This is a genomic window from Arthrobacter globiformis NBRC 12137 (assembly GCF_000238915.1).
GTDB classification, from domain to species: domain Bacteria; phylum Actinomycetota; class Actinomycetes; order Actinomycetales; family Micrococcaceae; genus Arthrobacter; species Arthrobacter globiformis.
Genome location: NZ_BAEG01000085.1, coordinates 140,754 through 167,470, shown reverse-complemented (window position 1 = coordinate 167,470; position 26,717 = coordinate 140,754). Strand labels below are relative to the sequence as shown.

At 66.5% G+C, this 26,717-nt stretch carries 21 protein-coding genes; 14 read left to right on the top strand and 7 right to left on the bottom strand.

All coding sequences use genetic code 11. The features are described from left to right. The first annotated feature begins 149 nt into the window (after positions 1–149). The 5 genes from mnmA to ARGLB_RS17390 all read left to right on the top strand — a co-directional run bounded on the left by mnmA (position 150) and on the right by ARGLB_RS17390 (position 7,130). Positions 150–1,289 (top strand): tRNA 2-thiouridine(34) synthase MnmA, encoded by a 1,140-nt coding sequence (gene mnmA / locus ARGLB_RS17410; protein WP_003805013.1) that lies wholly within the window; start codon positions 150–152, stop codon positions 1,287–1,289. Between the two features lie 249 nt (positions 1,290–1,538). Beyond that, entirely contained in the window at positions 1,539–3,173 is a 1,635-nt protein-coding gene (locus ARGLB_RS17405; RefSeq protein ID WP_003805011.1) for an ABC transporter substrate-binding protein, read from the top strand. Positions 3,174–3,302: 129 nt separating this feature from the next. Next, positions 3,303–4,394: an ABC transporter permease gene (locus tag ARGLB_RS17400; RefSeq protein WP_003805010.1), complete on the top strand. Its 1,092-nt coding sequence runs from the start codon at positions 3,303–3,305 to the stop codon at positions 4,392–4,394. 1 nt (position 4,395) lies between these two features. Continuing rightward, positions 4,396–5,418 carry an ABC transporter permease gene (locus ARGLB_RS17395; RefSeq protein WP_003805008.1) on the top strand — a complete coding sequence of 341 codons (1,023 nt, stop codon included), beginning with the start codon at positions 4,396–4,398 and terminating at the stop codon, positions 5,416–5,418. Next, positions 5,415–7,130, top strand: coding sequence for an ABC transporter ATP-binding protein (locus tag ARGLB_RS17390; protein ID WP_003805006.1), 1,716 nt, complete (start codon positions 5,415–5,417; stop codon positions 7,128–7,130). Before ARGLB_RS17395 ends, ARGLB_RS17390 begins: the two co-directional genes overlap by 4 nt. A 78-nt stretch (positions 7,131–7,208) precedes the next feature. Here the strand turns inward: ARGLB_RS17390 and ARGLB_RS17385 are convergent, their stop codons facing one another. Next, positions 7,209–7,865: an NADPH-dependent F420 reductase gene (locus ARGLB_RS17385; protein WP_003805004.1), complete on the bottom strand. Its 657-nt coding sequence runs from the start codon at positions 7,863–7,865 to the stop codon at positions 7,209–7,211. 95 nt (positions 7,866–7,960) lie between these two features. Between ARGLB_RS17385 and ARGLB_RS17380 the strand changes: the two genes are divergently transcribed. Further along, on the top strand, positions 7,961–8,383 hold the full coding sequence (locus ARGLB_RS17380) for a chorismate mutase (protein ID WP_003805002.1): 423 nt from the start codon (positions 7,961–7,963) through the stop codon (positions 8,381–8,383). A gap of 3 nt (positions 8,384–8,386) precedes the next feature. After that, entirely contained in the window at positions 8,387–9,427 is a 1,041-nt protein-coding gene (locus tag ARGLB_RS17375) for a uroporphyrinogen decarboxylase/cobalamine-independent methonine synthase family protein (protein WP_003805000.1), read from the top strand. A gap of 16 nt (positions 9,428–9,443) precedes the next feature. On the opposite strand, the gene ARGLB_RS17370 is transcribed toward ARGLB_RS17375, so the two are convergent. From ARGLB_RS17370 to ARGLB_RS17345, 6 genes are read right to left on the bottom strand one after another with little or no spacing between them, the layout of a single operon-like run. Continuing rightward, positions 9,444–10,163, bottom strand: a complete 720-nt coding sequence (locus ARGLB_RS17370; protein WP_003804998.1) for a DUF4166 domain-containing protein — start codon at positions 10,161–10,163, stop codon at positions 9,444–9,446. A 47-nt stretch (positions 10,164–10,210) separates the two neighbouring features. Further along, positions 10,211–11,503 carry a DUF58 domain-containing protein gene (locus ARGLB_RS17365; RefSeq protein WP_003804996.1) on the bottom strand — a complete coding sequence of 431 codons (1,293 nt, stop codon included), beginning with the start codon at positions 11,501–11,503 and terminating at the stop codon, positions 10,211–10,213. Positions 11,504–11,507: 4 nt separating this feature from the next. Next, the gene (locus tag ARGLB_RS17360) at positions 11,508–12,476 is read right to left on the bottom strand and encodes an AAA family ATPase (RefSeq protein WP_043419666.1); all 969 of its coding nucleotides are present in this window, start codon (positions 12,474–12,476) and stop codon (positions 11,508–11,510) included. A gap of 56 nt (positions 12,477–12,532) precedes the next feature. Next, positions 12,533–13,744, bottom strand: coding sequence for a DUF4350 domain-containing protein (locus ARGLB_RS17355; RefSeq protein ID WP_003804992.1), 1,212 nt, complete (start codon positions 13,742–13,744; stop codon positions 12,533–12,535). After that, positions 13,741–14,448, bottom strand: coding sequence for a DUF4129 domain-containing protein (locus ARGLB_RS17350; protein WP_003804990.1), 708 nt, complete (start codon positions 14,446–14,448; stop codon positions 13,741–13,743). The genes ARGLB_RS17355 and ARGLB_RS17350 overlap by 4 nt, the downstream gene beginning before the upstream one ends. Beyond that, positions 14,445–15,599: a DUF7847 domain-containing protein gene (locus tag ARGLB_RS17345; RefSeq protein ID WP_139023391.1), complete on the bottom strand. Its 1,155-nt coding sequence runs from the start codon at positions 15,597–15,599 to the stop codon at positions 14,445–14,447. The genes ARGLB_RS17350 and ARGLB_RS17345 overlap by 4 nt, the downstream gene beginning before the upstream one ends. Before the next feature lie 620 nt (positions 15,600–16,219). Between ARGLB_RS17345 and mtrA the strand changes: the two genes are divergently transcribed. From mtrA to secA, 7 genes are all read left to right on the top strand, one after another. Continuing rightward, a complete protein-coding gene (gene mtrA / locus ARGLB_RS17340) occupies positions 16,220–16,894 on the top strand; it encodes an MtrAB system response regulator MtrA (protein ID WP_003804986.1) in 675 nt (224 codons plus the stop codon). Positions 16,895–17,051: 157 nt separating this feature from the next. Next, positions 17,052–18,920, top strand: coding sequence for an MtrAB system histidine kinase MtrB (gene mtrB, locus ARGLB_RS17335; protein ID WP_245531558.1), 1,869 nt, complete (start codon positions 17,052–17,054; stop codon positions 18,918–18,920). A 5-nt stretch (positions 18,921–18,925) separates the two neighbouring features. Further along, positions 18,926–20,635, top strand: coding sequence for an LpqB family beta-propeller domain-containing protein (locus ARGLB_RS17330; RefSeq protein WP_003804983.1), 1,710 nt, complete (start codon positions 18,926–18,928; stop codon positions 20,633–20,635). 106 nt (positions 20,636–20,741) lie between these two features. Continuing rightward, a complete protein-coding gene (locus tag ARGLB_RS17325; protein WP_003804981.1) occupies positions 20,742–21,716 on the top strand; it encodes a ComF family protein in 975 nt (324 codons plus the stop codon). Positions 21,717–21,878: 162 nt separating this feature from the next. Further along, the gene (hpf, locus tag ARGLB_RS17320; RefSeq protein ID WP_003804978.1) at positions 21,879–22,604 is read left to right on the top strand and encodes a ribosome hibernation-promoting factor, HPF/YfiA family; all 726 of its coding nucleotides are present in this window, start codon (positions 21,879–21,881) and stop codon (positions 22,602–22,604) included. A 29-nt stretch (positions 22,605–22,633) separates the two neighbouring features. Then, positions 22,634–23,848 (top strand): winged helix-turn-helix domain-containing protein, encoded by a 1,215-nt coding sequence (locus ARGLB_RS17315; protein ID WP_003804976.1) that lies wholly within the window; start codon positions 22,634–22,636, stop codon positions 23,846–23,848. Positions 23,849–23,932: 84 nt separating this feature from the next. Next, positions 23,933–26,665: a preprotein translocase subunit SecA gene (gene secA / locus ARGLB_RS17310; protein WP_003804975.1), complete on the top strand. Its 2,733-nt coding sequence runs from the start codon at positions 23,933–23,935 to the stop codon at positions 26,663–26,665. Positions 26,666–26,717 lie beyond the last annotated feature (52 nt).

Here is a 26,717-nt window from a genome sequence, read left to right as displayed (position 1 = left end):
ACTCGATTCCGCCGGCAGGCCAGCGGCCCGCGTTCTAAAAACGATACTCGTGACTTTAGAAGTGCGGACGGGAACCGTCAAGGAGATTTAGGCCCTGATTCCGGCGGCAAGTACAATAGTTTGGCAACCGGTGTCAACAGAAAGCCATAATGCGAGTTCTAGCAGCCATGAGCGGCGGAGTTGACTCCGCCGTCGCAGCCGCCCGCGCCGTCGAGGCCGGGCACGACGTCGTCGGCGTTCACCTCGCGCTGTCGAGGATGCCGGGCACCCTGCGCACCGGCAGCAGGGGCTGCTGCACCATTGAAGATTCGCGCGATGCCTGGCGGGCCTGCGACGTCCTGGGGATTCCGTACTACGTATGGGATTTCTCCGAGCGGTTCAAGGAGGATGTGGTCCAGGACTTCATCGACGAGTACGCCGCCGGCCGCACCCCCAACCCCTGCATGCGCTGCAACGAGCGCATCAAGTTTGCCGCCCTGCTCGAAAAGGCGATCGCCCTCGGGTTCGATGCTGTGTGCACGGGCCACTACGCCAAGGTCATCGAGGACGCCGACGGAAACCGCGAACTGCACCGCGCCGCGGACTGGGCCAAGGACCAGAGCTACGTCCTGGGCGTGCTCACCCACGAGCAGCTGAAGCATTCCATGTTCCCGCTGGCCGACACTCCCTCCAAGGCGGAAGTGCGCGCGGAAGCGGAGCGACGCGGACTGTCCGTGGCCAACAAGCCGGACAGCCATGACATCTGCTTCATCCCGGACGGTGACACCGCCGGCTGGCTCGCGGAAAAGATCGACATGACCACGGGCGACATCGTCGATGAGACCGGCGCCAAGGTGGGTGAACACGGCGGAGCGAACGCGTTCACCGTCGGACAGCGGCGGGGGCTGAAGCTTGGCCGGCCAGCGGCGGACGGCAAGCCGCGGTTCGTGCTGGAGATCCGGCCCAAGGAAAACAAGGTGGTGGTGGGGCCCGAGGCCCTGCTGGCCATCGACGAGATCCGCGGCATCAAGGTTTCCTGGGCCGGCCTGCCCATCCCTGAGGTCAGCTCCGGCGCCGACTTTGACTGCCATGCGCAGGTCCGCGCGCACGGTGACCCCGTACCTGCCCTTGCGCGGATGGAGCGTATCGCCGACGACGCCGGGATCGAGCGGGACAGCCTCGTGGTGACCCTGACGGATCCCCTGCGCGGTGTTTCGCCCGGCCAGACCGTGGTGCTCTACCAGGGCAGCAGGGTCCTCGGCCAGGCCACCATCGACGCTGCTCGGTCCCTGCAGCGGGCACAACTTTAACCCTGCTCCGGTTTCCGGAGTGAGAGCGGCCGGCGGATTTTTCCGCCGGCCGTTTTTTGTTGCCATTCACCGGTTTCCGACCGTTCGGTCAGCAAAGCGCCATCCCTTCTGGTAAATTTTGTGTCTCAACTCACACGATGCAATGTTTCACCGGGCAACCTTCTGGTTGAATCAGAGGCATCAGCGGGCTGCCCGCACACGAGTCAGATCGGGCACCCCGCGCGTACTCATCGAACAGAAAGTTCACAGATGGCAAAGAATCAGAGGGCCTTGCGGAGCGCTATCGCGCTGGCAGGCGTTTCCGCTTTCGCACTCACAGCCTGCACCGGCCCTTCCGGTGGCGGCGGCACATCCACCGGCGGCGCCGGCGGAGGCACCATCACCTACGGGACCACGGACAAGGTCGTCACCCTGGACCCGGCCGGCTCCTACGACGCCGGATCGTTCATGGTGATGAACCAGGTCTACCCATTCCTCATGAACTCTAAACCGGGAAGTGCCGACTCCGTTCCGGACATTGCCGAATCGGCGTCGTTCACCACCCCCACTGAGTACACCGTCAAGCTCAAGCCGGGACTCAAGTTCGCCAACGGACACGCACTGACCTCCTCCGACGTCAAATTCTCGATCGACCGCGTAGTCAAGATCGCCGACCCCAACGGCCCGGCCGCACTGTTGTCGAACCTGAAGTCCGTGGAGGCCAAGGACGACTCCACCGTCGTGTTCACCCTCAAGGCAGGCAACGACCAGGTCTTCCCCGGCGTTCTGGCCGCCAACTCCGGACCCATCGTGGACGAAGAAGTCTTCCCGGCGGACAAGGTCCTGAGCGATGACGAGATCGTCAAGGGCAAGCCGTTTGCCGGGCCGTACACCATTGAGAGCTACAAGAAGAACGAACTCGTCAGCCTCAAAGCCAACCCGGACTACCAGGGGCTCCTGGGCAAGCCCGCCAACGACGGCGCGAACATCAAGTACTACGCCGACTCCAACAACCTGAAGCTGGACGTCCAGCAGGGCAACATCGACGTCGCCGGCCGCAGCCTGACCGCCACCGACGCCGCTGACCTTGAAAAGGACTCGAAGGTCAAGGTGCACAAGGGCCCCGGTGGCGAACTCCGCTACATCGTCTTCAACTTTGACACCATGCCGTTCGGTGCCAAGACGGCCGACGCCGATGCCAAGAAAGCGCTCGCCGTACGCCAGGCGATGGCCAACATCGTGGACCGCGACGCTATCGCCACCCAGGTCTACAAGGGCACCTACCTGCCCGCCTACTCCGTTGTCCCGGACGGTTTCAACGGCGCCATCCAGCCGCTCAAGGAAATGTACGGCGACGGCAACGGCAAGCCCAGCCTGGACAAGGCAAAGAAGGCCTTTGCCGACGCCGGCATCACCGGAACCGTCAACATCAAGCTGCAGTACAACCCCGACCACTACGGCAAGTCGTCAGGTGACGAGTACGCCATGATCAAGGAACAGCTGGAAAAGTCGGGCTTGTTCAAGGTGGACCTCCAGTCCACCGAATGGGTCACGTATTCCAAGGCCCGGACGGCCGATGCCTACCCCGTCTACCAGCTCGGCTGGTTCCCGGACTATTCCGACGCCGACAACTACCTCACGCCGTTCTTCGTGCCCGGCAACTTCCTGAAGAACCACTACGAGAACCCCGCTGTCACCGACCTCGTAACCAAGCAGCTCACCACTGTGGACAAGGGCGAACGCGACAAGGTGCTGGGCGAGGCCCAGACCGCCGTCGCCAAGGATCTCTCCACCCTGCCGCTGCTGCAGGGCGCGCAGCTCATGGTGGCGGGCGCAGAGATCAAGGGCGTGGAGCAGACCCTCGACGCCTCGTTCAAGACCCGCCTCGGAGTGATCTCGAAGTAGGACTCCACCCCATTGGGTCCTCACCAGCCAAGGAGGCGGGACGCCGTCCGGGCGTCCCGCCTTCCTGCTGGCCACTGAACAGCCGATTCCAGGCCCGCAACGGACCCGGAAACACAGAATCAGGCAGTAATGACAACTCTCATCGAGGCGCCGCCAAGCGACGCCGACGGCCTTTTGCCGACAAAGAAAAAGAAGTCCGGCGGGGGACTGGGCCAATACCTTCTGATCAGGTTCCTCCTGATCTTTCCCACGATCTTCATCCTGGTCACCATGGTGTTCTTCCTGATGAGGATCACCGGCGATCCCATCACGGCCGCACTGGGCGGCCGGCTGCCCCCGGAGCAGCTGCAGGAACGGATCCATGCGGCCGGCTATGACCGCCCGCTTCCCGTGCAGTACTTCGAATACCTGGGCCAGCTCGTCACGGGCAACTTCGGAACCACGCTCTCCGACAACCGCAAAGTCACAGAGATGCTGACCACGTACGGCTCAGCCACCCTCGAACTGACCATCAATGCGCTGATCGTCGCACTGCTGGTGGGCATCCCGTTCGGGATGATCGCCGCGCACCGCCGCGACCACCTTCCCGACGCCGTGCTGCGTGTCTTCGCCATCCTCTGCTACGCCACTCCCGTGTTCTTTGCCGGCCTGCTGCTGAAGCTGACCTTTGCGGTGTGGCTCGGCTGGCTCCCGGTTGCGGGACGGGCAAAAACCTCCAGCGAACTTGCCCTCACCGGCCTGCAGGCGCCAACAGGAATTTATTGGGTCGACGCGCTCAGAAGCGGCAACATGGCCGCACTCGGCGACGTTATGGCGCATGCCGTCCTGCCTGCCATGGCCTTGGGCCTGCTGACTGCAGGCATCTTCCTGCGGCTGGTGCGCACCAACGTCATCGGCACCCTGGGCCGGGACTACATCGAGGCCGGACGCTCACGGGGCGTCAGCGAATTCCGGCTGGTCACCAAGCACGCCTACAAGCCGGCACTGATCCCCATCATCACCGTGATGGGCCTGCAGATCGCCGTGATGCTGGGCGGTGCCGTGCTCACCGAGACCACCTTCGAGTGGAAGGGGCTGGGCTTCCAGCTGGCGAACTACCTGACGGCCCGCGACTTCGTGGCGGTCCAGGGCATCGTGGTGCTCCTCGCCGTCATCGTCGCCGTCACCAACTTCATCGTGGACATCGTGGCCGCGCTGATCGATCCCCGCGTGAGGTACTGACATGAGCACCACAACTCCACTGGAAGCCACGACAGACCGCAGGGCGCCGCTGTTCAAGCGGCTGCCCGTCATCTCCCATTTCAACAAGAGCGTCGGTCTCCAGCGCGGGATGCTCGTCGTCGGCCTCGTCCTGACCGGCGTCTTCCTCCTGACCGCCATCTTCGCGCCGCTCCTTGCCCCCTACGGATTCGCCCAACTCTCCGACGCGGACGGCAGCTTCCCCACGCAGCAGCCCCCCGGCGGAAAGCATCCGCTGGGCACCACCGTGGGCGGTTACGATGTCCTGTCCAGGGTCATCTGGGGCTCCCAGACCGCCATCCTCGTGATCGTGGTGGCCGTGGTCCTGTCCATCTTCGCCGGTGTCATCCTCGGTCTGGTGAGCGGCTACCTCGGCGGCTGGCTCGACCGCGTCCTCGTGGTGGTGGCAGATGCCATCTACGCGTTCCCCTCCCTGCTGGTGGCCATCGTCATGGCCATCGTCATCAGCGGTGGCGAGTCCTCCCTCTTCGGCGGTGTGCTCGCCGCGGCGATCTCCATCACCGTGGTGTTCATTCCGCAGTACTTCAGGGTCATCAGGGCGGAGACCATTAGGCTCAAGGCGGAACCCTTCGTCGAATCGGCGAAGGTGGTGGGCGCGTCAAGCATCCGCATCATGGGCAGGCACATCTACCGCAATGCCACCCGCACCCTTCCGCTGATTTTCACCCTGAATGCGTCCGAGGCGATCCTGACCCTCGCGGGCCTGGGCTTCCTGGGGTTCGGCATCGAACCCTCATCCGCCGCCGAATGGGGCTTCGACCTGAACAAGGCACTCGCGGACACCACGTCCGGCATCTGGTGGACCGGCGTGTTCCCGGGCCTTGCCATCGTCTGGACAGTCCTTGGCCTCACGCTGGTGGGGGAGAGCATCAACGACCTTAACGATCCCCGCCTCCGCGGCCGCAAACGGGCCGGGAATAAGGGCGGACCCGACACCGCCGCGGCGGCCCAGGCAGCCATTTCAGCAGATGTGAGAAGCTCATGACCATTAACCTCGGATCGGTTTCAGACCGGCACGCGGCCGGCACCGGACCCGTGCTGGACATTGACCACCTCAAGGTCACGTTCGCCACTGACGCCGGGGACGTGTACGCCGTCAAGGACGTGAGCCTTGAAGTGAAGGCGGGGGAGGTGCTGGCCATCGTCGGCGAGTCCGGCTCCGGCAAGACCGTGACGGCCAAGACCATCCTGGGCCTGCTGCCGGAAACAGCCATCAGCTCCGGTGCGGTGCTGATCAACGGCAACAACGTCATCAGCGTCAGCCCCGGTAAGCTCCGCCAGATCCGGGGGCGGGACGTGGCCATGGTCTTCCAGGAGCCGTCCACGGCGCTGAACCCCGTGTTCACCGTCGGCTGGCAGATCGCCGAAGGGATCCTCGCCCACGCAGGCCGGGACGGCGGCAAACGGGTCACGGCGAAGGAGGCAAAGGCCAGAGCCGTCGAAGCCCTGCGCAAAGTGGGCATCCCGGACCCGGAAACGCGCGTCAACTACTACCCCCATCAGTTCTCCGGCGGCCAGAAGCAGCGCGTGGTCATCGCCGCTGCGCTCGCACTGAACCCCGGCCTGATCGTGGCTGACGAACCCACCACCGCCCTGGACGTCACCGTGCAGGCGGAGATCCTTGAGCTCCTGCGGGACCTGAGGGACAAGTACGGGACGTCCATTGTGCTGATCACGCACAACATGGGCGTGGTGGCCGACCTCGCGGACCGCGTCGTGGTGATGTACCGGGGCGACGTCGTCGAGGAGGCCTCTGCGACGTCCCTCTTCGCCGAGCCGCGGCAGGACTACACCCGGAAGCTGCTGGCCGCCGTGCCGCACCTTGGCCGGCATTCGGCGTCGGAAGGGATGACGGAACGGGCACACCAGGACGGCAAGGTCCTCGTGGAGGCGAAGGGCCTCACCATCGAATATCCCGGACGGCTGGGCAGCCCCGCGTTCAAAGCCGTGGACGGTGTCAGCTTCACAGTGTCCGAGGGCGAGGTATTCGGACTCGTCGGCGAATCGGGATCGGGCAAGACGACCATCGGCCGGGCCATCGCCGGCCTCAACCGGACCACCGGCGGAAGCCTGAACGTGCTGGGCTACGAGATGCTGAACTTCAAGGAACGGAGCTTCAAGCCGCTCCGGAAGGAGATCGGGTTCGTCTTCCAGGACCCGGCGGCATCCTTCAACCCGCAGCTGACCATCGGCGACTGCGTCGCCGAACCGCTGGTCATCCACACCAACCCGTCACCGGCGCAGGCGCGCAAACGCGTTGGTGAGCTGCTGGAGTCAGTCCAGCTGCCGGCGTCGTACGCTGACCGTTTCCCGCATGAGCTCAGCGGCGGGCAGCGCCAGCGCGCATCCCTGGCGCGGGCGCTGATCCTGAACCCGAAGCTGCTCATCGCCGATGAGCCGACGTCGGCCCTGGACGTTTCGGTGCAGGCGAAGGTGCTGGAGCTCTTCCGGGAAATCCAGCAGGAGTTCGGGTTCGCGGCGCTGTTCATCAGCCACGACCTCGCCGTGGTGGACATGCTCTCGCACTGGGTCGGGGTTCTCTACAAAGGCAAGCTCGTTGAACAGGGGATCGGCCACCACGTCATGGGTGCTCCGCAGCACGACTACACGAAGCGCCTGATCGCGTCGCTGCCAGTCCCGGATCCCGCCGAGCAGGCCAAACGCCGCGAGAACCACCGCGCACTGCTGGGCATCTAGATGCGTTTCTAGCCGGACATTGCACGGGCAGGCCCGTATCCCACTCTCCGCGAAGTAATGGGATACGGGCCTGCTGCCCTATTCAGAGACCACCTTGATGTTGAACACGCTGTTCCCCTGCTTCAGGAAAATCCGCAGCCAGAGCGGCAGCCACATTTCCAGCCCCCGTGCCGCCTCGAGCGGGCCCAGATCCCTGATATGTTCGGGCCGCCAGCCGAATTCCCGCAGGAGTCCGGCCACCACTTCCTTGGCCTCAGCGTTGTCCCCGGCCATGAACACGTCGTGATCCCCGCCCGCCAGCTGTTCCGGTGCCACCATGACATCGGCGCGCATGGTGTTCAGTGCCTTCACCACGCGGGCTGTGGGAAACGTCCGCTGGATGGTTTCCGCCAGGCTGTCGGTGTTGGAGATGGTGAGCGACGGCGGGAAGCCGGCCGAAGCGTCCAGCGGATTGGCCACATCGATCAGAACCTTGCCCGCGAGGTTCTTCGTGCCGGCCGCGGCCAGCACTTCTAGGGAAACAGTTCCGGGCGTCGCATTGATGACCACCTCGGCCTCCGCCGCGGCGTCGAAGAAGGTCGCGGCCCTGGCCCGCGGCCCTGCTTCCGCTGCCCACCGCACGGCAGCCTCATTGGTGGCGCTCCGTGAGCCGAGAACGACGTCGTGCCCGGACTCCACGAGTTTTCCCGCCAAGGTCCTGCCCACCATTCCGGTACCAAGAACTGCGATCCTCATGTGCGTCCTCCCTCAACAATATGTGCCAACACTACATTTTCTGCCGGCATCCTTAACACGGGCAGAGAGTCCTGCGGTGCCCATAGACTGGAACCATGACCGAGCTAAACCATGATCTGCCTGATACCGACTCCTACAATCCCGCCGCCAGTTCACTGGCCGGGCATGTGGATCCCGCGGTAATGGCGGAACTGCTGTCAATCCGGTCGAGCATCGACAACATCGACGCAACCCTCGTGTACCTCCTGGCAGAGCGGTTCAAAGCGACGCAGAAGGTGGGCTTCCTGAAGGCTGCCCACCGTCTTCCGGCCGGGGATCCCGGACGCGAGACCGCCCAGATTGCCCGGCTCCGCCGCCTTGCCGAGGACGCGCAGCTGGACCCGGCCTTTGCGGAGAAATTCCTGAACTTCATCATCGGCGAGGTCATCCGGCACCATGAGGCGATCGCCGAAGACCACAATGCCGCCGGTGGAACTTCCAACGGAACGGCCAGCCCAACAGCCCCGCTGACCGCCTAAGCCGTGCCGGACGCAGACATCCAGCTGCCGGCCCAGGTGACGGCCACCGCACTGGGACCGTGGCCGGGCCAGGATCCCGTGGAGGCCACCCGCATCATCCGCGGTGAGCTCGGCAGCCCGCACCTGCCGTTTCTTGCCGAGCTGCCCGACCGTGGCGTCGGTGCCGACGCCATAGGCCGCACCGCCTCACTGCTGGTGGACCTGGCCGTGGATGTCCAGCCGCACGGCTGGCGCATCGTTGACCGGCCCGGGCGCGACCTGGTGCGGGCAAGATCTGCACTGTCCACGGACATCAATGTGCTGGCCGACATTGCGGGCGAAGAGGACAGCGCCGCTGAAGAATTCAAGGTCCAGCTGCGGGGCCCCCTGAGCCTGGCTGCCGGACTGCACCTCCACAACGGCGAGCGGGCGCTGATCGACTATGGCGCCCGCCGCGACATCGCCGCCTCCCTCGCCGCGGGGGTTGGCGCGCACCTGGCCAAGGTGTCCGCTGCCGTTCCCGGGGCCAGGCTCGTGGTGCAGCTCGACGAACCGGACATAGCGTCCGTCCTCGCCGGCACCATTCCGACCTCCAGCGGCTACCGGACGCTGCGCTCCGTCGCCGGACAGGAAGTCACGGAACTCTGGCGCGTGGTGATTGACGCCCTCCGCGGGGCCGGCGCCGCCGAGATCGCCATTGCGGTGCCGGAAATCGAGGCCCCGTTCGAACGGATCCTCTCTGCTGGCGCGGATGCCATCGCCGTTCCGCTGCGCGCCCTGACTACCCGGCAGTGGGAACAGCTCGCGGAGGCGCTCGAAGCCGGCACGCGGCTCTGGGCCGGAGCCCTGCAGGCTGACGGACCTGGCGGCGTGCCGAAGGCATCCGAGGTTGTGGACTCGGTCCGGCGCCCGTGGCAGCAGCTCGGCCTGCCGCTGGAGGCGCTCGGCACGGTGCGGGTCACGCCGTCGGGCGGCCTTGAAGGGCAGTCGCCCGCCGCCGCAACGGAGGTCCTCACCCGCCTCACCCAGGTCGCCGACGGCCTGAACCAGCTCGCACTCGGTTAGGCGCGCCGCTACTTCCTCAGCTTCGTCGCTCCCAGCGGTCTGGCCTGGCGTACGCCGGCAGGAAGCCCGCAGAAGAATTTCCGGACGGATAGGGTTCCAGCCGGTAGTCGAAGTGGCCGGCATAGACCAGGACGAGGCCGAGCTGCGGCTGGATCACCTTCACCTGGATCCTGTGACGCCCGGCTTCCCCCGCGGCCGGGTCCCACCACTGCTCGGCGTAGGCTTTGGCGTCAAGGACCGCTGGCAGCGGCAACCGGACCGGGCCGAGAAACAGCCGGGATACTTCGGAGACTCCCCGGAGCCGGCCCTCAGCCGTCACACCGAGGTTGAGGTCCGTGACCAGCCGGCGGTACCGGCCCACGTAGTCCACCAGGCGGGCCCGGGAGCCGGCGCCGGCCTCTTCCGCACTGGTGGTGTCCTGGAAGATCCTGGTCCTGCCGGGGAAGAAGATCTCCCGCCGGGCAGTCAGGCTGGAGCGGCCGAACGGATCGAGATGCGCGTGGTTTTCGATCCGGAACGGAACGCCCTCGCCGTATTCCGGAAAGAACGCCTGCTCGCCTGCGGCCAGCCGCAGCACCGGCCGCAGCCATCGCTGCCTGCAGCCCACCACATCGAAGACGCCCTCGCCCACGCCGAAGGTGCCGGATCCCGGGGCAAGTGAAAAGTACTCCTGCAGTTCCGGCTGCAGCCGGAAGAAGTCCGCCCCCAGGGCCTGGCGGTAGATCGGGGCATTCATGGGGGCTCCTGACATCTGGTCTGGTGATTCGGTCTTCCAACGGGAACTCACAGCCGACCCGCCGCCTTGAGCCGTATGTAGGCGTCGGCCAGCGCCGGCGGCAACTGGTGCGGTTCCGCGTCCACCACTTCGACGCCGAGCTGGCGGAGCTGGACACTCACGGCTTCCCGCTCCAGGAGGGCGCGTTCCGCGGCCGCCGCACGGAACACCTGCGCCGCCGTCGTCCTGTCCTGGAGCATTTCGCCAAGCAGGGGGTCGCGGACCGACGCCACTACCACCACGTGCTGCTGGGCCAGGCGCGCCGCCATCGGAATGAGCCCTTCCTCCGGGGCGCCGCTATCCAGCGACGTCAGCAGGACCACGAGGGAACGGTGCACCGAAACCGCACGGACCTGGGCAGGCACCTGTGCCCAGTCCAGTTCGATGAGTTCTGCCTGCAGCGGCGCCACAGCCTGCACCAGCTGACCCAGCAGGTTCCCGCCCGCCGTCGTGCCTGCCCGGGCGCGCATCCTGCGGTCGAAGGCAAAGAAATCGACGCGGTCCCCGCCGCGTTCGGCCAAGACGCCCAGCAGCAGCGCGGCCTCGATGCCGGTGTCCAGCCGGGGTTCGTCGTTCACGCGCGCAGCGGCGGTCCGGGACGTGTCCAGCATGATCACCACGCGGCGGTCGCGCTCCGGCCGCCAGGTGCGCACGACGACGGCGGACCGTCTCGCCGTTGCGCGCCAGTCAATGGAACGGACATCATCGCCGCGGACATAGTCGCGCAGGGAGTCGAACTCCGTCCCGGCGCCGCGGATCTGCACAGCGGCCTTGCCGTCGAGCTCCCGCAGCCTGCGGAGCTTTGACGGCAGGTGCCGCCGGGAATTGAAGGGCGGCAGCACCCGCAGCGATCCGGGAGCGTGCACCGTTTTCTGGCGGGCGGCCAGCCTGAGCGGCCCGAAGGAGCGGACGGTGATGTGCGGCGCCCTGAGGTCACCCCGCCGGACGGGCCTGAGCCTGACACTCAATCGGCGCCTTTCACCGGCCGGGACCTCTGCCCCCTGGACCGGGTTTTCCGCCCCGGCGGAAGGCTGCCAGGCGTCACGCACCACGGCTCTGAGCCTGCGCGTGCCGCTGTTATGAACCGTCAGCACAGTATCCGCCGTGCCTCCAAGCGTAACGTTGGCGGGCGCCGACCTTTCCACCGAGACCTGCTGCAGTGCCGCGGCCAGCAGCAGGTCCAGCAGGATCAGGGCGCCAAGGACCAGAAGCACCGCGAGCACGGTCAGCCAGCCGGGAAAGAGCAGCACCGGCGCCAGCCCGGCCGCCGCCAGGAGTACCAGCCGTCCGGAAATCGCCACGGGATCAGCGCGGGACCGGTACGGAGGCCAGGATGCTGCCCAGCACGTCGTCCACCTGTACGCCGTCCATCAGGGCTTCGGGCCGGAGCGCCACACGGTGCCGCAGGCACGGCTGGGCCAGCGCCTTGACGTCATCCGGGGTGACAAAGTTCCGGCCGGACAACCAGGCCCAGGCCCGCGAGGTGTTCAGCAGCGCGGTGGCACCGCGCGGCGAGACGCCGAGCTGGAAGGACGGGGCGGCGCGCGTGGCCCGGACCACGTCCACGATGTAGCCCAGCACCTCGGGCGACACTTCGACGGCGGCCACTGCCCGCCGCGCCCGTTCAAGTTCGTCGGCGCCGGCCACCGAGCGGATGCCGGCCGCGGCGAGGTCGCGGGGATCGAAGCCGGCGGCATGCCTGCGGACCACCTCGATTTCAGCGGCCCGGTCAGGAAGCGGCATGGTCAGCTTGAGGAGGAAGCGGTCCAACTGGGCCTCGGGCAGTGGGTAGGTGCCCTCGTACTCCACGGGGTTTTGCGTGGCCGCCACGATGAACGGCACCGGCAGCCGGCGCGACACGCCATCCACGGACACCTGGCGTTCCTCCATGGCTTCCAGCAGTGAGGCCTGGGTCTTGGGCGGCGTCCTGTTGATTTCGTCCGCCAGGAGAATGTTGGTGAAGACCGGGCCTTCGCGGAAGCTGAATTCGGACTTGGCGGCGTCGTACACCAGGGACCCCGTGACGTCGCCGGGCATGAGGTCCGGGGTGAACTGCACGCGTTTGGTGTCCAGGCTCAGGGCCGCCGAGAGGGCACGGACCAGCAGCGTCTTGGCCACACCGGGCACGCCCTCCAGCAGCACGTGTCCGCGCGAGAGCAAGGCGATCAGCATGCCGGTGACCGTGGAATCCTGGCCCACAACTGCCTTGGCCACCTCATGCCGGACGTCCAGCAGCGCCTGCCGGACAGGGGCCGGCGCGTGCGGAGCGGCCATGGTGCCCACCGGCGCATCGCCGTACGTACCGTGCTCGTGGCCGTTTGGCTGCTGGCTCATCTGGCCTGTACCTCTTTCTCTAGGCGGACAAGGTCCTGGGCCCAGCGGACAAGCTGGGCCTCGGTTGCGGGACGGTGTTGCAGGATCTGCTGTATTTCTGCGGGGTGGCGGTCCAGGTGCCGGGCCGCAGCGGCTGCAACCTCAGGGCCGGCCGCGTCAGAAAACCCGGCTGCGGTGCCCACGCGAAGGGCGGAGGCAAGCCGGACGATGGTGCCGGCACGGAGTGTGTCCGCCGCGCGGGCAACGTCGTGGGCCTCGTGGTAAAGGCGGGCCCGGCCCTCGGCCGTTTCCGCGGACTTCACGACCACCGGCAGGGGTTCGAACACCAGCGGGCCGAGGCGGCGTCCGCGCCACAGCACGGCAAACATGGCCACCACAATGAGCCACGGCGCAACGAACACCGACCACGCCGGTGCAAGTTCGGCCAGGGTTTTCGGCGCGGTGTTGCCCCCGAGGTCCCCGGGGCCCGGCAGGTACCAGACGAGGTGTCCCTGGCTGCCCAGGGTCCGCAGGGTGAGCGCGGCGTTGCCGTTGGCGGCCAGGAACTGGTTGCTGAACACGGCCGTGCTCCCAATGACCACGAGCTTGCCGTTCTCTGCCGTGGCGTAAAGGCCCCGCCCACTGCTGCCGGAGGGGCCGTAGCACACGGTGCCGCCGGTGTAGAGGAAGCCTCCGTCCGGGCTGATGCCACCGGCGGCCTGGGCATCGGCAACGGCGCACCCGGGCTGGAGGGTCCGCTCCGAGCCGGGGACCACCCCGGCCTGCCGGATGGTGCCGCCCAGACCGGTCAGTGTGGCCAGGCGCGGCGAGACCACCACCAGCCGTTCAGTCTCTGCGAGCAGCCGGCGGAGCCGTTCGGGCGCAAGGAACCCGCGTTGGTCGTAGACCAGGACCGTCGAGCCGGACCCGCTGCGGCCGGCCGCACGCGCCGCTGCCAGGGTTTCGTCGAACGACGCCGTCTGCGCAACGGTGACGCCTTGCGCGCCAAGGATCTGGGCTGCTGCCCTGGCCCCCTGCGGACCGGGGTTGTTGACGGAGAGTTCCTGGTTGTCGGCCCGTTGCGCCGACTGGAGTACGAGGATCACCGCCAGGGCGGTGGCCATGGCAACGCCGAACAGCACTCCCGCCCGGTGCTTGCGGATCCAGCCGGTTCTCCTGCGCAAGGGCGCGACAGGAACACCGGGTTCGGTGCGGGGGAGCTGCGTCACTTAGGCACCGCCAGTCCGCCGGGCGCGGCCCCGGCGTAGGAAGGCGTGAGCCTTTCCAGGGTCGAGTTCAGTTCAACCATCGCGGCGTAGTCTGCTGCGAGGGCGCTCCCGCTGCCGTAGCGGACAGCGTCGAAGATGCGGGAAGCGGCGTCGAGTCTGTCGCTCGCCGCCGGAAACGCGCGCGTCAGCTGACCGGCAGCCTCGTCGGCGGTCCGGCCAGGCCGGGGGTCCAGGACGGCCCGGTCCTCGGCGGAACTTACCAGCGCGCGGAACTGTTCGACGACGGCGGCCGCCCAGTCGCCGCGGGCGGCTGCGGCCTTGGCGCGCTCCCGGTAGTCGGCGGCTGTAGCGGCTGTCCCGGCGTCGAAGATCTCCTTGGATGCGCGGCGGCGGGCATTCAGCCGGGGCCGTGCCAGGATGATGGCCACGCCCACCAGGATGGCGATGCCCAGGCCGATGAAGGGCGCCACCGGAGGTCCGTCGGCCGGGGACTGGCCATCGGCCACGGACTGCAGCCAGTCGAGGAATTGCTGCCAGAGGGTTTCCAGCCAGTTGGGTGCCGCCTCCCGGTACTCACGTTTGGAGAGCTCCTCCGCCGCCCAGCGGCGCGCTTCGTCCCGGTCAGGCTGTACCGGCGGTTCCAGGGTTCGTCGTAGCAGCCCCGTGGCGCCTTGCAGGCCCGGGAGGAGGCCGACGGCGATCATCCCGGCATCGTTGGCGGCCCCGGGGGCGGCGGCCAGCCTGCTGAATGCCCGTATGGACCAGTCTGGTGGGGCCCCGGCTGGTAAGGGCCGTGGTGGTAGGGGCCCTGTTGGTAAGCCCCGGGCCGGGAAGGCCCGCGGTTCCGGCCCGAGCTGTAGACGGGCACGCCGCGGCCCGGGATGCCGCCGTCGTCGTTCCCGGTTTCCAGCAGCCGGAGCAATGCGATATCCAGTCCGTCGTTGCGCATCCGCAGATCCAGGTAGAGCAAGGCCATGACCGAGGTCTGGAAGGCGAACGCCACCGCGCCGACGGCGGCAGACACAACCGCCGTGGCCACACCGGCCACCACCTGCAGGGTGGCCGTCTGGCTGGCCGGATCCTGGGGACCGGCGACGGTGGTGAGCAGCCCGGAGAGCAGCGTGAGCGGGATGAGGACGATCTGGCCAATGATGCCCACGAGCAGCGCCACCACGAGGACGATGCCGAGGACCCGCCACCAGCTTCCCCGGGTGACGGCCCAGGAACGCCGGATGCCGTCCAGCGCCCCCACGTCCTCGACGACGATGACCGCAGGTGAGACTGTCAGCTTGACGGACACCCAGAACATGGCTGCAATAAAGGCCAGAAACAGCGGAAGTACGATAACCAATGACCCGGTGCCCATCGAATTGGCCAGCAGCATGGTGGCCAGCGCGATGAGGGCCGCCGCCAGCAGCACGGCTGCCACCCCGATCCCGGCCAGGCGAACCAGTGCCCAGGCCCGGCCGCGTGCCAGCAGCCACATCTGCCGGAATCCGGTGTGCCGGTTGAGGATGGACCTGGCCACAGGGACCACCATGGCCCCCTGCATCACCACGGAGATAAACACGGAGACCAGGCTGAAAAGTACCAAGCCGCCCACCACGCCGGTGACGAGGCCGGTCATCTCGGAAGTGCTGAGGTTCGCCAGCCAGGCCTCCGCGGAAGCGTCGGAGGCCGGGGTGACCAACGGGAGAACGCCGGCGAGCACGGCGCCCAGCGCCTGGGCCAGCAGGCCCGCCCCGAGCATGGCTTTGGGGTTCCGCCGGATCGTCTGGAAGGCGCCGTCCATGATTTCGCCGAACATCAGCGGCCGCAGCGGCACCACACCGGGTTTCGGCGGGGCCGCGTACATGGGATAGGGAACGGCGGGGTTCGGCCTTGGAGGACCGGCGGGATTCGTGCCTGGGCCCCACTGGTGCGGCGGCCCGTACGGCTGCTGGGCGCCGGCCGGGAAGGGGCCGGGTGGGGAGGCGCCGGGCCGGTAGGGGCCGGGCTGCTGGCTGCCCCACTGCGGGGGCGCGCCCCAGGGCTGCTGCTGCGGCGGAGCCCACGGCGTTGGGGGCTGGGCGGTGCTCTGGGCGGTGTTCTGGCCCGCGTTCTGGCCAGTGTTTTCGGCCGGCTGCGGTGGCAGGCGGTCCGGGGGCAGCTGCCCGTATGGTGGGAGCTGCCTGGATGAGGAGGATTCCGGCGGGCGGTGTTCACTCGGGCGGTGTTCAGGCGGCCGGTGCCCGGGTGGTTCATGGCCGGACGGCGCGTGCTGCGGATCCTGCTCTGACAACCTGTTCCTCCCCAAGGTGCGCACCGGCCAACGGCCGGGCACCTCCAGACTATAGTTCCGCCGTCGGGCATCCTAGCTTCGGGGCGGTTGGGACCGAAGTGGACGCCAGGCTGCCGTGTCCGGTGCGCCGGCACGCGCCCCGCCGAAAACTCCATCAATAAGACAAAGCAAGAGCAATAAGGGAATATATAACTATGAAGGCACGCATTCTGGTGGTTGATGATGACGAGGCGCTCGCAGAAATGATCGGCATCGTCCTGCGCAACGACGGCTTTGAGCCCGTCTTCTGCGCGGACGGCGGACAGGCTCTGGACGTCTTTCGCTCGTCAAAGCCGGATCTGGTGCTCCTCGACCTGATGCTGCCGGGAACGGACGGCATCGAGGTATGCCGGCAGATCCGCTCCGAGTCGGACGTTCCGATCGTCATGCTGACGGCCAAGTCGGACACCTCCGATGTGGTCAGGGGACTGGAATCAGGTGCCGACGATTACGTGCCCAAGCCCTTCAAGCCCGCAGAGCTCGTTGCCCGGGTGCGGGCGCGCCTGCGGCCCGGCGACCAGAAGGCACCCGAGACGCTGCGCATCGCGGACATCACGATCGACGTCGCCGGCCACCTCGTGAGCCGTGGGGATGAGCGGATTTCGCTGACCCCCCTCGAGTTCGATCTCCTGGTTGCCTTGGCGCGCAAGCCCTGGCAGGTTTTCACCCGTGAGCTGCTTTTGGAGCAGGTCTGGGGTTACCGCCACGCGGCTGACACCCGGCTGGTCAATGTCCATGTCCAGCGGCTGAGGTCCAAGATTGAACGTGATCCGGAAGCCCCGGAAGTTGTAATGACGGTTCGTGGTGTCGGCTATAAAGCAGGATCCTGAATCCCACGGCCAGAATCCCCCTGAGGCGCCCGTGGGATCCGGTTCCGAAACCCCCGGAAGCGCTCCCTCGGGGGAGCATGCCCGAGACGGTTCACGCAAACCCGGTCCCCGTTCGGCCCCGGAGCACACCGACGCTTTTGGCGCCGGGCTCGCACGGTTGCCTTCGCAAGCACGGATCTGGCGGCGCCGCGCCCTCATTGTCGTGCTGCGGGTCGCCCGCCTGGTGCGCACCGGCGTAGACCGCATCTTTCCCGGCATCCGGTATCTGCTGCGTTCCCTGCAGCGGCGGTGGCGCCGCTCGCTGCAGTTCCGCACCGTCCTGACCACCCTGCTGCTGTCCATCAGCTCGTTTGCGATCGTTGGCGCCTACCTGTCCAACCAGATTGCCAACAACCTGTTCCAGGAGCGGCTGACTCAGGCGGAGTCCGAGACGCGCTACAACGTCAAACAGGTGCAGGACACGTTCGACGGCGCCCAGGTCACCGACCAGTCCAGCGTGATCACCCTTGTCTACGACACCCTCAACGCCGTGGAGGGCAGGGGCTCGGTGATCCAGCGCCGGTACGTGTTTGAGGCGATGCCGGAGCAGACCAAACCGCGCAACCGGTGGGTGGAGTCGCGCGCCTCCGACCAGTTGACCATCAGCGTCATCCCGCCGGACCTCCGGAAGGCAGTCCAGGATTCCGGCAAGGAACAGTTCTGGGCTTCCACGGAATTCCCGGTGGGGACCGAAGACAGGCCAGGCATCGCCGTCGGGAACAAGGTGACCTTCAACGGCACCGTTTACGAGCTCTACCTGATCTACGACCTCAACACCGCCCAGCAGACCCTGAACGAAATCCAGAATGTCCTCTGGGCCGGCGGCGCTGCGCTGATCCTCATGATCGGCGCCATCGCCTGGTACGTCACGCGCAACGTGGTGAGCCCCGTCAGCCACGCCGCCGTGGTGTCGGAAAAGCTGGCAGCAGGGCAGTTGCAGGAACGCATGGTGGTCAAAGGCGAGGACGAGATGGCACGCCTCGGCGCCTCGTTCAACCACATGGCGGCGAGCCTGCAGGAGCAGATCACCCAGCTGGCCACGCTGTCACAGATGCAGCAGCGGTTCGTTTCCGACGTGTCCCACGAGCTCCGCACACCGCTGACCACTGTCCGGATGGCCGCAGAGGTGCTCTACGACGCCCGCGACGACTTCGACCCCATAAACAAGAGGTCGGCTGAGCTGCTCTACAACCAGGTGGAGCGGTTCCAGTCGCTGCTGGCGGACCTGCTGGAGATTTCCAGGTTCGACGCCGGCGTCGCCATGCTCGATGCCGAGGCGACTGACATCGTGCAGCTCATCTCCCATGTGATGGAGGGCGCGGCCCCCGTCGCCGAAGAGTACGGTTCGGAGATGCTGCTGAATGCGCCGGAAGGCAGCGTCGTGGTGGAAATGGACTCGCGCCGCATCGACCGGATTCTGCGGAACCTGATTCTGAACGCCCTCGAACACGGCGAAGGCCGGCCCGTGAACATTTCCGTCGCCTCCACCGCGGACGCCGTCGCCGTCACCGTCAGGGACCACGGAATCGGCATGAGTCCTGCCGAGGCGGCGCGGGTGTTCGACCGGTTCTGGCGCGCCGATCCCGCCCGCGCCCGCACCACGGGCGGCAGCGGGCTGGGCCTGTCCATTGCCACCGAGGACACCAAACTGCACAACGGCTGGCTGCAGGCCTGGGGAAACACCGGCGTCGGATCCAGCTTCCGGCTCACGCTTCCGCTGAAACAGGGCGGAACCATCACGAAGTCGCCGCTGCCCCTTGAGCCTGCAGACGTGGCACTGGGCAGCCCCGGCGACCACAGCGTCCTCGTCCTGGGGCCGGGCGCCGCCGCCGTGCCGAAGGACCCCGCGGCAGGGGACCCAGATGCCGTTGACTCAGCACCGGCAGGTGGCCCTGACTCCGGCGCTGCGCCGGCAACGGACGCCGAGCCTGCTGCGGCTGCCCGGGCGGGCACACCGGAGGCAGCGCGCACGGGGAAGCAATCGTGAGGCGGGTGCGCCCGGCGGCCCGCGGACTGGCCGCGGGGCTGCTGGCCGTCGTTCTGCTGTTCCTGGCATCCTGCGCCCAGATTCCGCGGTCCGGCCCCGTTGGAAGGAGCACGGACGAAAGCGCCGGAAATCCCAACGCTCCGGTGTTCTTTCCCGTCGCCCCGCGCACCGGGTCCAGTCCGGAAGCGGTCATTGAGGACTTCTATCTGGCAGGCAGCGGGTACGAGGACGACTATGCCGTGGCGCGGCAGTACCTGACGCAGGCGTCCTCGGTTGCCTGGAAACCGGACCAGCGGACGCTGGTGTTCCGCTCCGAGCGGGTGGTGAAGACCGGCGTCGAGGGCGTCTACAACTACGAACTGGACGTCGCGTACTCAGTGGATTCCGACGGCGTGGCCACCCAGATGCCGGCGGGTACCAAGGAAAACATCCCCGTGACGCTGGTCCAGGTTGACGGCGAATGGCGCATCTCCAAGATCCCCGACGGCACCGCCATTCCCGAGGAGACCTTCAAGGTCATCTACGGTGCTTACCCCATCTATTTCTACGACCCCAGCTTCACGTATGCCGTTCCGGATGTCCGCTGGTTCATTAAAAAGAAGACAGTGAAGTCCATGACGAGTGCCCTGCTCGGCGGACCCGCCCCGTATCTGAAGGGCGCCGTCGTCAGTGCGTTCCCGTCCGGCATGAAACTTGCCAGGGAGTCGGTGCCCGTCGTTTCGGGCGCAGCCCAGGTGGACCTGTCGGCCAAGGAGCTGACCGACGCGTCCACCGAGGACCGGCTCAGGATGCAGACGCAGCTGGCCCTCACATTCCGCAGCCAGCCGGACGTCATCAACGTGGAGCTGCGGGCCAACCAGGACCTCGTCCGGGTAGAGGACAACGGCTCCGTGCTGCCGCCGGTCCAGAACAGAAATGTTCCCGCGCGCCAGATAGCCGTCAGCAACAACGAGCTGGTGCGCTACGAGAACAACAGGGTGTCGCCGTTGCCGGACATGCAGCCGGTGGCGGCGCTGAAACCGCGCTCGCCGGCCGAGTCGCCCGTCTCGCAGACAGTAGCGTTCCTGAACGGCAGCCGCAGCACCCTCTATTCGATGGTGCCCGGCCAGCCCGCGCGTGCCCTGACCACCCGCAGCACGCTGACGCACCCGTCGTTCAGCCTGCACGACTGGCTGTGGACTGCGGGGCCGGGGGCCCAGGGTGTCACGGAGCTGACCGCCTTCCGGCCTACCGGAATAGCCCAGGGTGCGGCGGTGCCCACCGTAACGCTGACGCCGTCCTGGCTGGCGGGCCGCACGGTTAAGGACTTCCGGGTTTCCCGGGAAGGTGTCCGGGCACTGGTCATCTCCGAACAAAACGGCACTACGCGGGTGCAGGTAACGGGCATCATCCGGGGTGCTGACGGCACTCCCAAGGAACTGACGGCGCCCATCACGCTGCAGGCGAGCGGCAACCCGGACCAGGGAGTATGGGTGAATGACACCACAGCGGTGGTCATGAAGGGTAGCGACACGGCGAACGTGACTCCCGAACTGCTGTCCCTTACCTCGTCCCAGCCGCAGAAGCTTGCACCGTGGCCGGGGCTGGTTGCCCTCAGCGCCGGCAACGGTCCGGAGGAGATCTATGCCCAGTCCAGGGACGGCATCTTCCAGAGGCTGGGCAACGGATGGTCGGCGCAGCTGAGGGGACCCACGGACCCGTCCTTCCCGGGCTGACCGTTCGGCGTCCTTCCTGCGTACGGGTCCGTCCCGCGTACGGCATTATCCACATGGAGACCGCCGGGCCTTTTGCCGGCCGGCTCCCGCGCCGCACCCTTGGACCATGGGGAGAAACAGGACAGGCGACGGACAGAGGGCTTCGGCGGATCCCGATGTCCTGGCCCAGCCGCTGTGGCACGCCCGCCACCGCGGGGAGCACCGGCAGCGCCTCCTGCAGGCCTGGGACCTGCTGGCGGGGGCCGGGGCCGAGATCATGGCCGTGGCGCTGCCCGTGGAATGCGTCTGCTGCGGCAGGGAGGATCTGGCGCTGTGTGCCGGCTGCGAGCGGAGGCTGCGGATGCTGACCCGCCATCCCTTCCGGGCGGAAACCGGGGCACCGGCGCTCATGGACACCGACGGCTCCGTGATCCTGCCTGTGGTCGCAGCGGGCATCTACCGCGAGGAGCTCTCCCAATCCATCCTGGCCTTCAAGCGCCACGGCCAGGCGCAGCTGCGGCGCGTGCTGTCGACGATACTCGCAGGGACGCTTGCGGCAGCATATGCGGGAACGGATGGCGTGGTCCTCGTTCCGGTCCCAACCAGCGGCAGCGCGTACCGGAAGCGCGGGTTCAGCCCCGTTCACCTGCTGCTGGCCGGTGTCCGGCGGAGCTTCAACGACAGCAAGGTGGAATGCAGCGATGCGCTGCGCAAAGTCAGCAACCCTGGAGCCGGAGGTGGCCTGCCCGGAGGGCAGAAGGGAGGTGGCCTGCCCGGAGGGCAGAAGGGAGGTGGCCTGCCCGGAGGGCAGAAGGGACTTGGCAGGGGAGACAGGTCCCGAAGGGTCCGCGGTTCCATGCGCACCGCGCGCGGTGCACGCGGTCACTCGCTGCGGGGAAGGCAGTGCATCATCGTCGACGACGTCCTGACCACCGGCGCCACCCTGGCGGAAGCCGCCCGGGCCGTCCACGAAGCCGGCGGAATTGTGCGCGGCGCCGTGGTCCTTGCCGCCACCCGAGCCCCTGATGCGGCGGCCGCCCCGGGCGCAGCCGAGGCATCCTGGGGATTGCCTGGGGCCCACCTGAGACATAGAAAAAAATAAACTGCGAAAGGATGAATAACTTGTTGCTATGAACTAACGTCGGATATGGGTACCAAGATCAGTTGTACCTTTCGATAGCGGCTCGGAAAGGGGCTCGACTGTCAATCAGATCGTCCCCGGGAAGTGCCGCCGTCGTGTCACCGAAGTCATTTGGAGGGCACCATGGAGTTCATGATCAGCGGACGAAATCTGACGGTCTCGGACCGATTCCGCGAATACGCCGGCGAGAAGATCTCGAAGATCGAATCGCTTGGGGACAAGGTCCAGAGGGTCGACGCGAAGGTTTCAAAGGAAACAAATGCGCGGCAGACCGGTGACCAGCTCACGGTTGAAGTGACAGTCCTGGGCCGCGGCCCCGTGATCCGTGCCGAAGCAAGCGCCGCAGATAAGTTCGCCGCGTTCGACCTCGCCTACAACAAGCTGCTTGAGCGGCTGCGCAGGGCCAAGGACCGCAAGAAGGTCCATCACGGGCGCCACACGCCGAAGGCCGTACGCGAGGCAACTGCAACACTGGAGCCCGCGAGCTCCAACCAGCCGATCTACGTCGAAGCGAGCAACAACATTCAGGCCGCTCCGGAACCGGCTGAGAAATCGCCGTACGACGTCGAGAACGACATCCCTGCCGGCGACTCGCCGGTGCTGATTCGGCGTAAAGTGTTCCCGGCCGCGTCCCTCACCCTCGACGACGCCGTGGACAACATGGAACTTATCGGTCACGACTTTTACCTTTTCGTGGACAAGGCCACGAACGCACCATCGGTCGTGTACCGCCGCCGCGGCTGGACCTACGGGGTTATCACCCTGGACCACTACTGCGAACCAGGCGAGAACACGCATGAGGAGAAAATCCTGGCGTACCGCTCGGACGATGCGGCCGCAACTGCATAAGATGGAGCCCAGGCAACGAAAGGGCTGACATGGGTGCATCGCTGAGCCTCTCGCAGGCCCGGCGGATCGCATTGGCAGCCCAGGGACTGGACAAAGGACGGCCCGCCGGCCCCGTGACCTCACGGGCGGTGGGCCGGACCTTTGCCCGGATCCAACTCGTCCAGATCGATTCCGTCAACGTTCTGGCCCGGAGCCACTTCCTCCCGTTCTTTTCCAGGCTCGGCGACTACGACCGCTCCATCCTCCAGCAGATGGCAGGCAGGCACCCGCGGCGGATGCTGGAGTACTGGGCCCACGAAGCCAGCTACATCCGCCCGGAACACTTCCTGGACCTGGTGGTGTGGCAGAACCGCAAGTGGGTCGGGGCGGCAGGGATGGACCCCGGGCTGCGCTCCGGGGTAACCGGCCGGGTCCTTGATGCGCTCGCCGACGGCAGGCCCATGACTGCCGCCGAACTCACCGCCAGGCTCGGGCACGTTGAAGACCGCCAGCACGTCAACTGGGGCTGGAACTGGAATGCCGTCAAACGGGTTCTGGAGCACCTGTTTGAAGAGGGAGTCGTCTCGTCGGCGTCAAGGACGGACCAGTTTGAACGGCAGTATGCCCTGACCCGCCAGGTTCTGCCCGGGCATGACCTCGACGCGGTACCGGATCCCTCGGCCGCCATGGACCGGCTCATCGATGCTGCGGCGCAGGCCCACGGGATCGGGACCGTGCGGTGTTTCGCTGACTACTTCAGGACTCCGGTCAAGGCAGCCGCGGACTCGGTTCAGCGCCTGGTTGATGCCGGACGCCTGGAACCGGTGACAGTGACAGGTTGGGACCGGGCTGTGTACCGCCACGCCCAGGCGCGGCTGCCGCGCCAGGCAGCCGGCAGGGCGCTGCTCAGCCCCTTCGATTCGCTGGTGTTTGAGCGGCGCAGGCTTGAAGAGCTCTTCGGATTTCATTACCGCATCGAGATCTACACCCCGGTGGCCAAGCGCCGCTTTGGCTACTATGTGCTTCCGTTCCTGCTCCGCGACCGCATTGTCGCCCGGGTGGACCTTAAGGCAGACCGCGCCGCGGGCCTGTTGCTCGCCAAGGCGTGTTTCGGCGAGCCGGACGCTCCGGCGGACACCGCCGTCGAACTCGCAGCGGAGCTGCAGCTGATGGCACGTTGGCTCGGACTGGACGGCATAGCCGTCTCGCCGGTGGGGGATCTTGCTCCCGCGGTCGCGGCCGCCGTCCACGGCTATCCGCTGTGAGGGAACAGGGCAACGTGCCATGCGTCTCTCCCGTAGACTAAATCACGCCAGAATTCGGCAGCATGAGACTGGGAGCAACTTCACGTGGCATCATTAATCGAAAAAATTCTCCGCACAGGTGACAAAAAGCTCCTGAGGCAACTGCGGAACTATGCTGATTCCATTAACGCCCTTGAAGACTCGTTCCAAACCTTTACGGATGCGGAACTGCGCGAAGAAACAGACCGGCTCCGTGCGCGCCACCAGGATGGCGAGAAGCTCGACGACCTCCTGCCGGAAGCCTTCGCCGCCGTGCGCGAGGCGTCCTCGCGCACGCTCGGCATGCGCCACTTCGATGTGCAGCTCATGGGTGGTGCAGCCCTGCACCTGGGCAACATCGCCGAAATGAAGACCGGTGAAGGCAAGACTCTGGTGGCCACTGCTCCGGCCTACCTCAATGCCCTTACCGGAAAAGGCGTGCACGTTGTCACCGTGAACGACTACCTGGCCGAGTACCAATCTGAGCTCATGGGCCGTGTCTACCGTTTCCTCGGGCTCACCAGCGGCTGCATCCTCGCCAACCAGGACCCGGCTGTCCGCCGCGAGCAGTATTCTGCCGACATCACCTACGGCACCAACAACGAATTCGGCTTCGACTACCTCCGCGACAACATGGCGTGGGACAAGTCAGAGCTGGTGCAGCGCGGCCACAACTTTGCGATCGTCGATGAAGTCGACTCGATCCTCATCGACGAGGCCCGTACGCCGCTGATCATTTCCGGCCCGGCCCAGGGCGACACGAACCGCTGGTACAGCGAGTTCGCCAAGGTTGTCCTGCGCCTGCAGCCGGAGAAGGACTACGAAGTCGACGAGAAGAAGCGCACCGTCGGCGTACTCGAAAGCGGAATCGAGAAGGTTGAGGACTACCTCGGTATCCAGAACCTCTACGAATCCGCCAACACGCCCCTGATCGGTTTCCTCAACAACGCCATCAAGGCCAAGGAACTGTTCAAGCGGGACAAGGATTACGTCATCCTCGACGGCGAGGTCCTCATCGTTGACGAGCACACCGGCCGTATCCTCGCCGGCCGCCGCTACAACGAAGGCATGCACCAGGCGATCGAAGCCAAAGAGGGCGTCGAGATCAAGGCTGAAAACCAGACCCTCGCCACGGTGACGCTGCAGAACTACTTCCGCATGTACGACAAGCTCTCCGGCATGACGGGCACGGCCGAGACCGAAGCCGCCGAATTCATGAGCACGTACAAGCTCGGGGTAGTCGCCATCCCCACGAACCGCGACATGCAGCGGATCGACCAGTCCGACCTGGTGTACAAGAACGAGGTCGTGAAGTTCGAGGCCGTGGTCCGCGACATCGCCGAACGCCACGCGGACGGCCAGCCGGTCCTGGTGGGCACCACGAGCGTCGAAAAGAGCGAGTACCTTTCGCGCCTGCTGGCGAAGGAGGGCATCCGGCACGAGGTTCTCAACGCCAAGAACCACGCTCGTGAAGCCGCCATCGTGGCCCAGGCCGGACGCAAGGGGGCGGTCACTGTCGCCACCAACATGGCTGGCCGCGGCACGGACATCATGCTGGGCGGCAACGCCGAGTTCACCGCCATCGCCGAACTCGCACAGCGGGGACTTGACCCGGAGGAAAACTCGGAGGAGTACGAGGCAGCCTGGGCCGGGGCACTGGAGGCTGCGAAGAAGGCCGTCAAGGACGAGCACGAGGAAGTGCTGGGGCTGGGCGGACTGTATGTGCTGGGAACTGAGCGCCACGAATCCCGCCGCATCGACAACCAGCTCCGCGGCCGCTCGGGCCGCCAGGGCGACCCCGGCGAATCGCGTTTCTACCTTTCGCTGACCGACGACCTCATGCGCCTGTTCAATTCGGGTGCGGCGGAGCGGCTGATGAACAGCTCCGTACCCGACGACGTGGCGCTGGAATCCAAGCTGGTCTCGCGCGCCATTGCCTCGGCCCAGGGGCAGGTCGAGGGCCGGAACGCCGAGCAGCGCAAGAACGTTCTGAAGTACGACGACGTCCTCAACCGCCAGCGCGAAGCCATCTACGGCGACCGCCGCCGGATCCTCGAAGGCGACGACCTTCACGAAAAGGTGCAGTTCTTCCTGGAAGACACCATCAACGCACTGATCGACGAAGCGACCGCCGAAGGCAACGGCGACGACTGGGACTTCGACCAGCTCTGGACCAACCTCAAGACGCTCTACCCCGTCACCGTGACGCCGCACGATGTCATCGACGAGGCCGGCGGCAAGTCGCGCATCACGGTGGAGTTCCTGCGGGAAGAAATCCTGTCGGATGCCAAGTTGGTGTATCAGGCACGGGAGGAGGCGATCGGCTCCGAGAGCATGCGTGAACTCGAGCGGCGTGTTGTGCTCTCCGTCATCGGGCGGAAGTGGCAGGAGCACCTGTACGAGATGGACTATCTCAAGGAGGGCATCGGCTTGCGTGCGATGGCCCAGCGTGATCCGTTGGTGGAGTACCAGCGTGAAGGCTTCACGATGTTCCAGTCCATGATGGAAGCCATCCGGGAGGAGAGCGTCGGCTTCCTCTTCAACCTCGAAGTGGAAGTCACGCCGGCCGAGGACGTTGTGGTGGCCGACGCGGCCGGAGGCCACACTGAACACCACGAGCCGCAGATCCGTGCAGCCGGTCTTGAGGCGCCGGAGAAGCCCGCCCAGCTCCAGTACACCGCGCCCCGGGAAGACGGCGGAGCCGAGACCCGGATCGAAGGCCGCGCTGCAGGCCGTTCGGGCAACCCCGCCAAGGCCGCTTCGCAGGAGCGGCGTGACGGGAAGAAGAAAAAGCGCTAGCCAGCGGATATGACAGGAAAGGACCGGAGCCCGTGCTCCGGTCCTTTCCTGC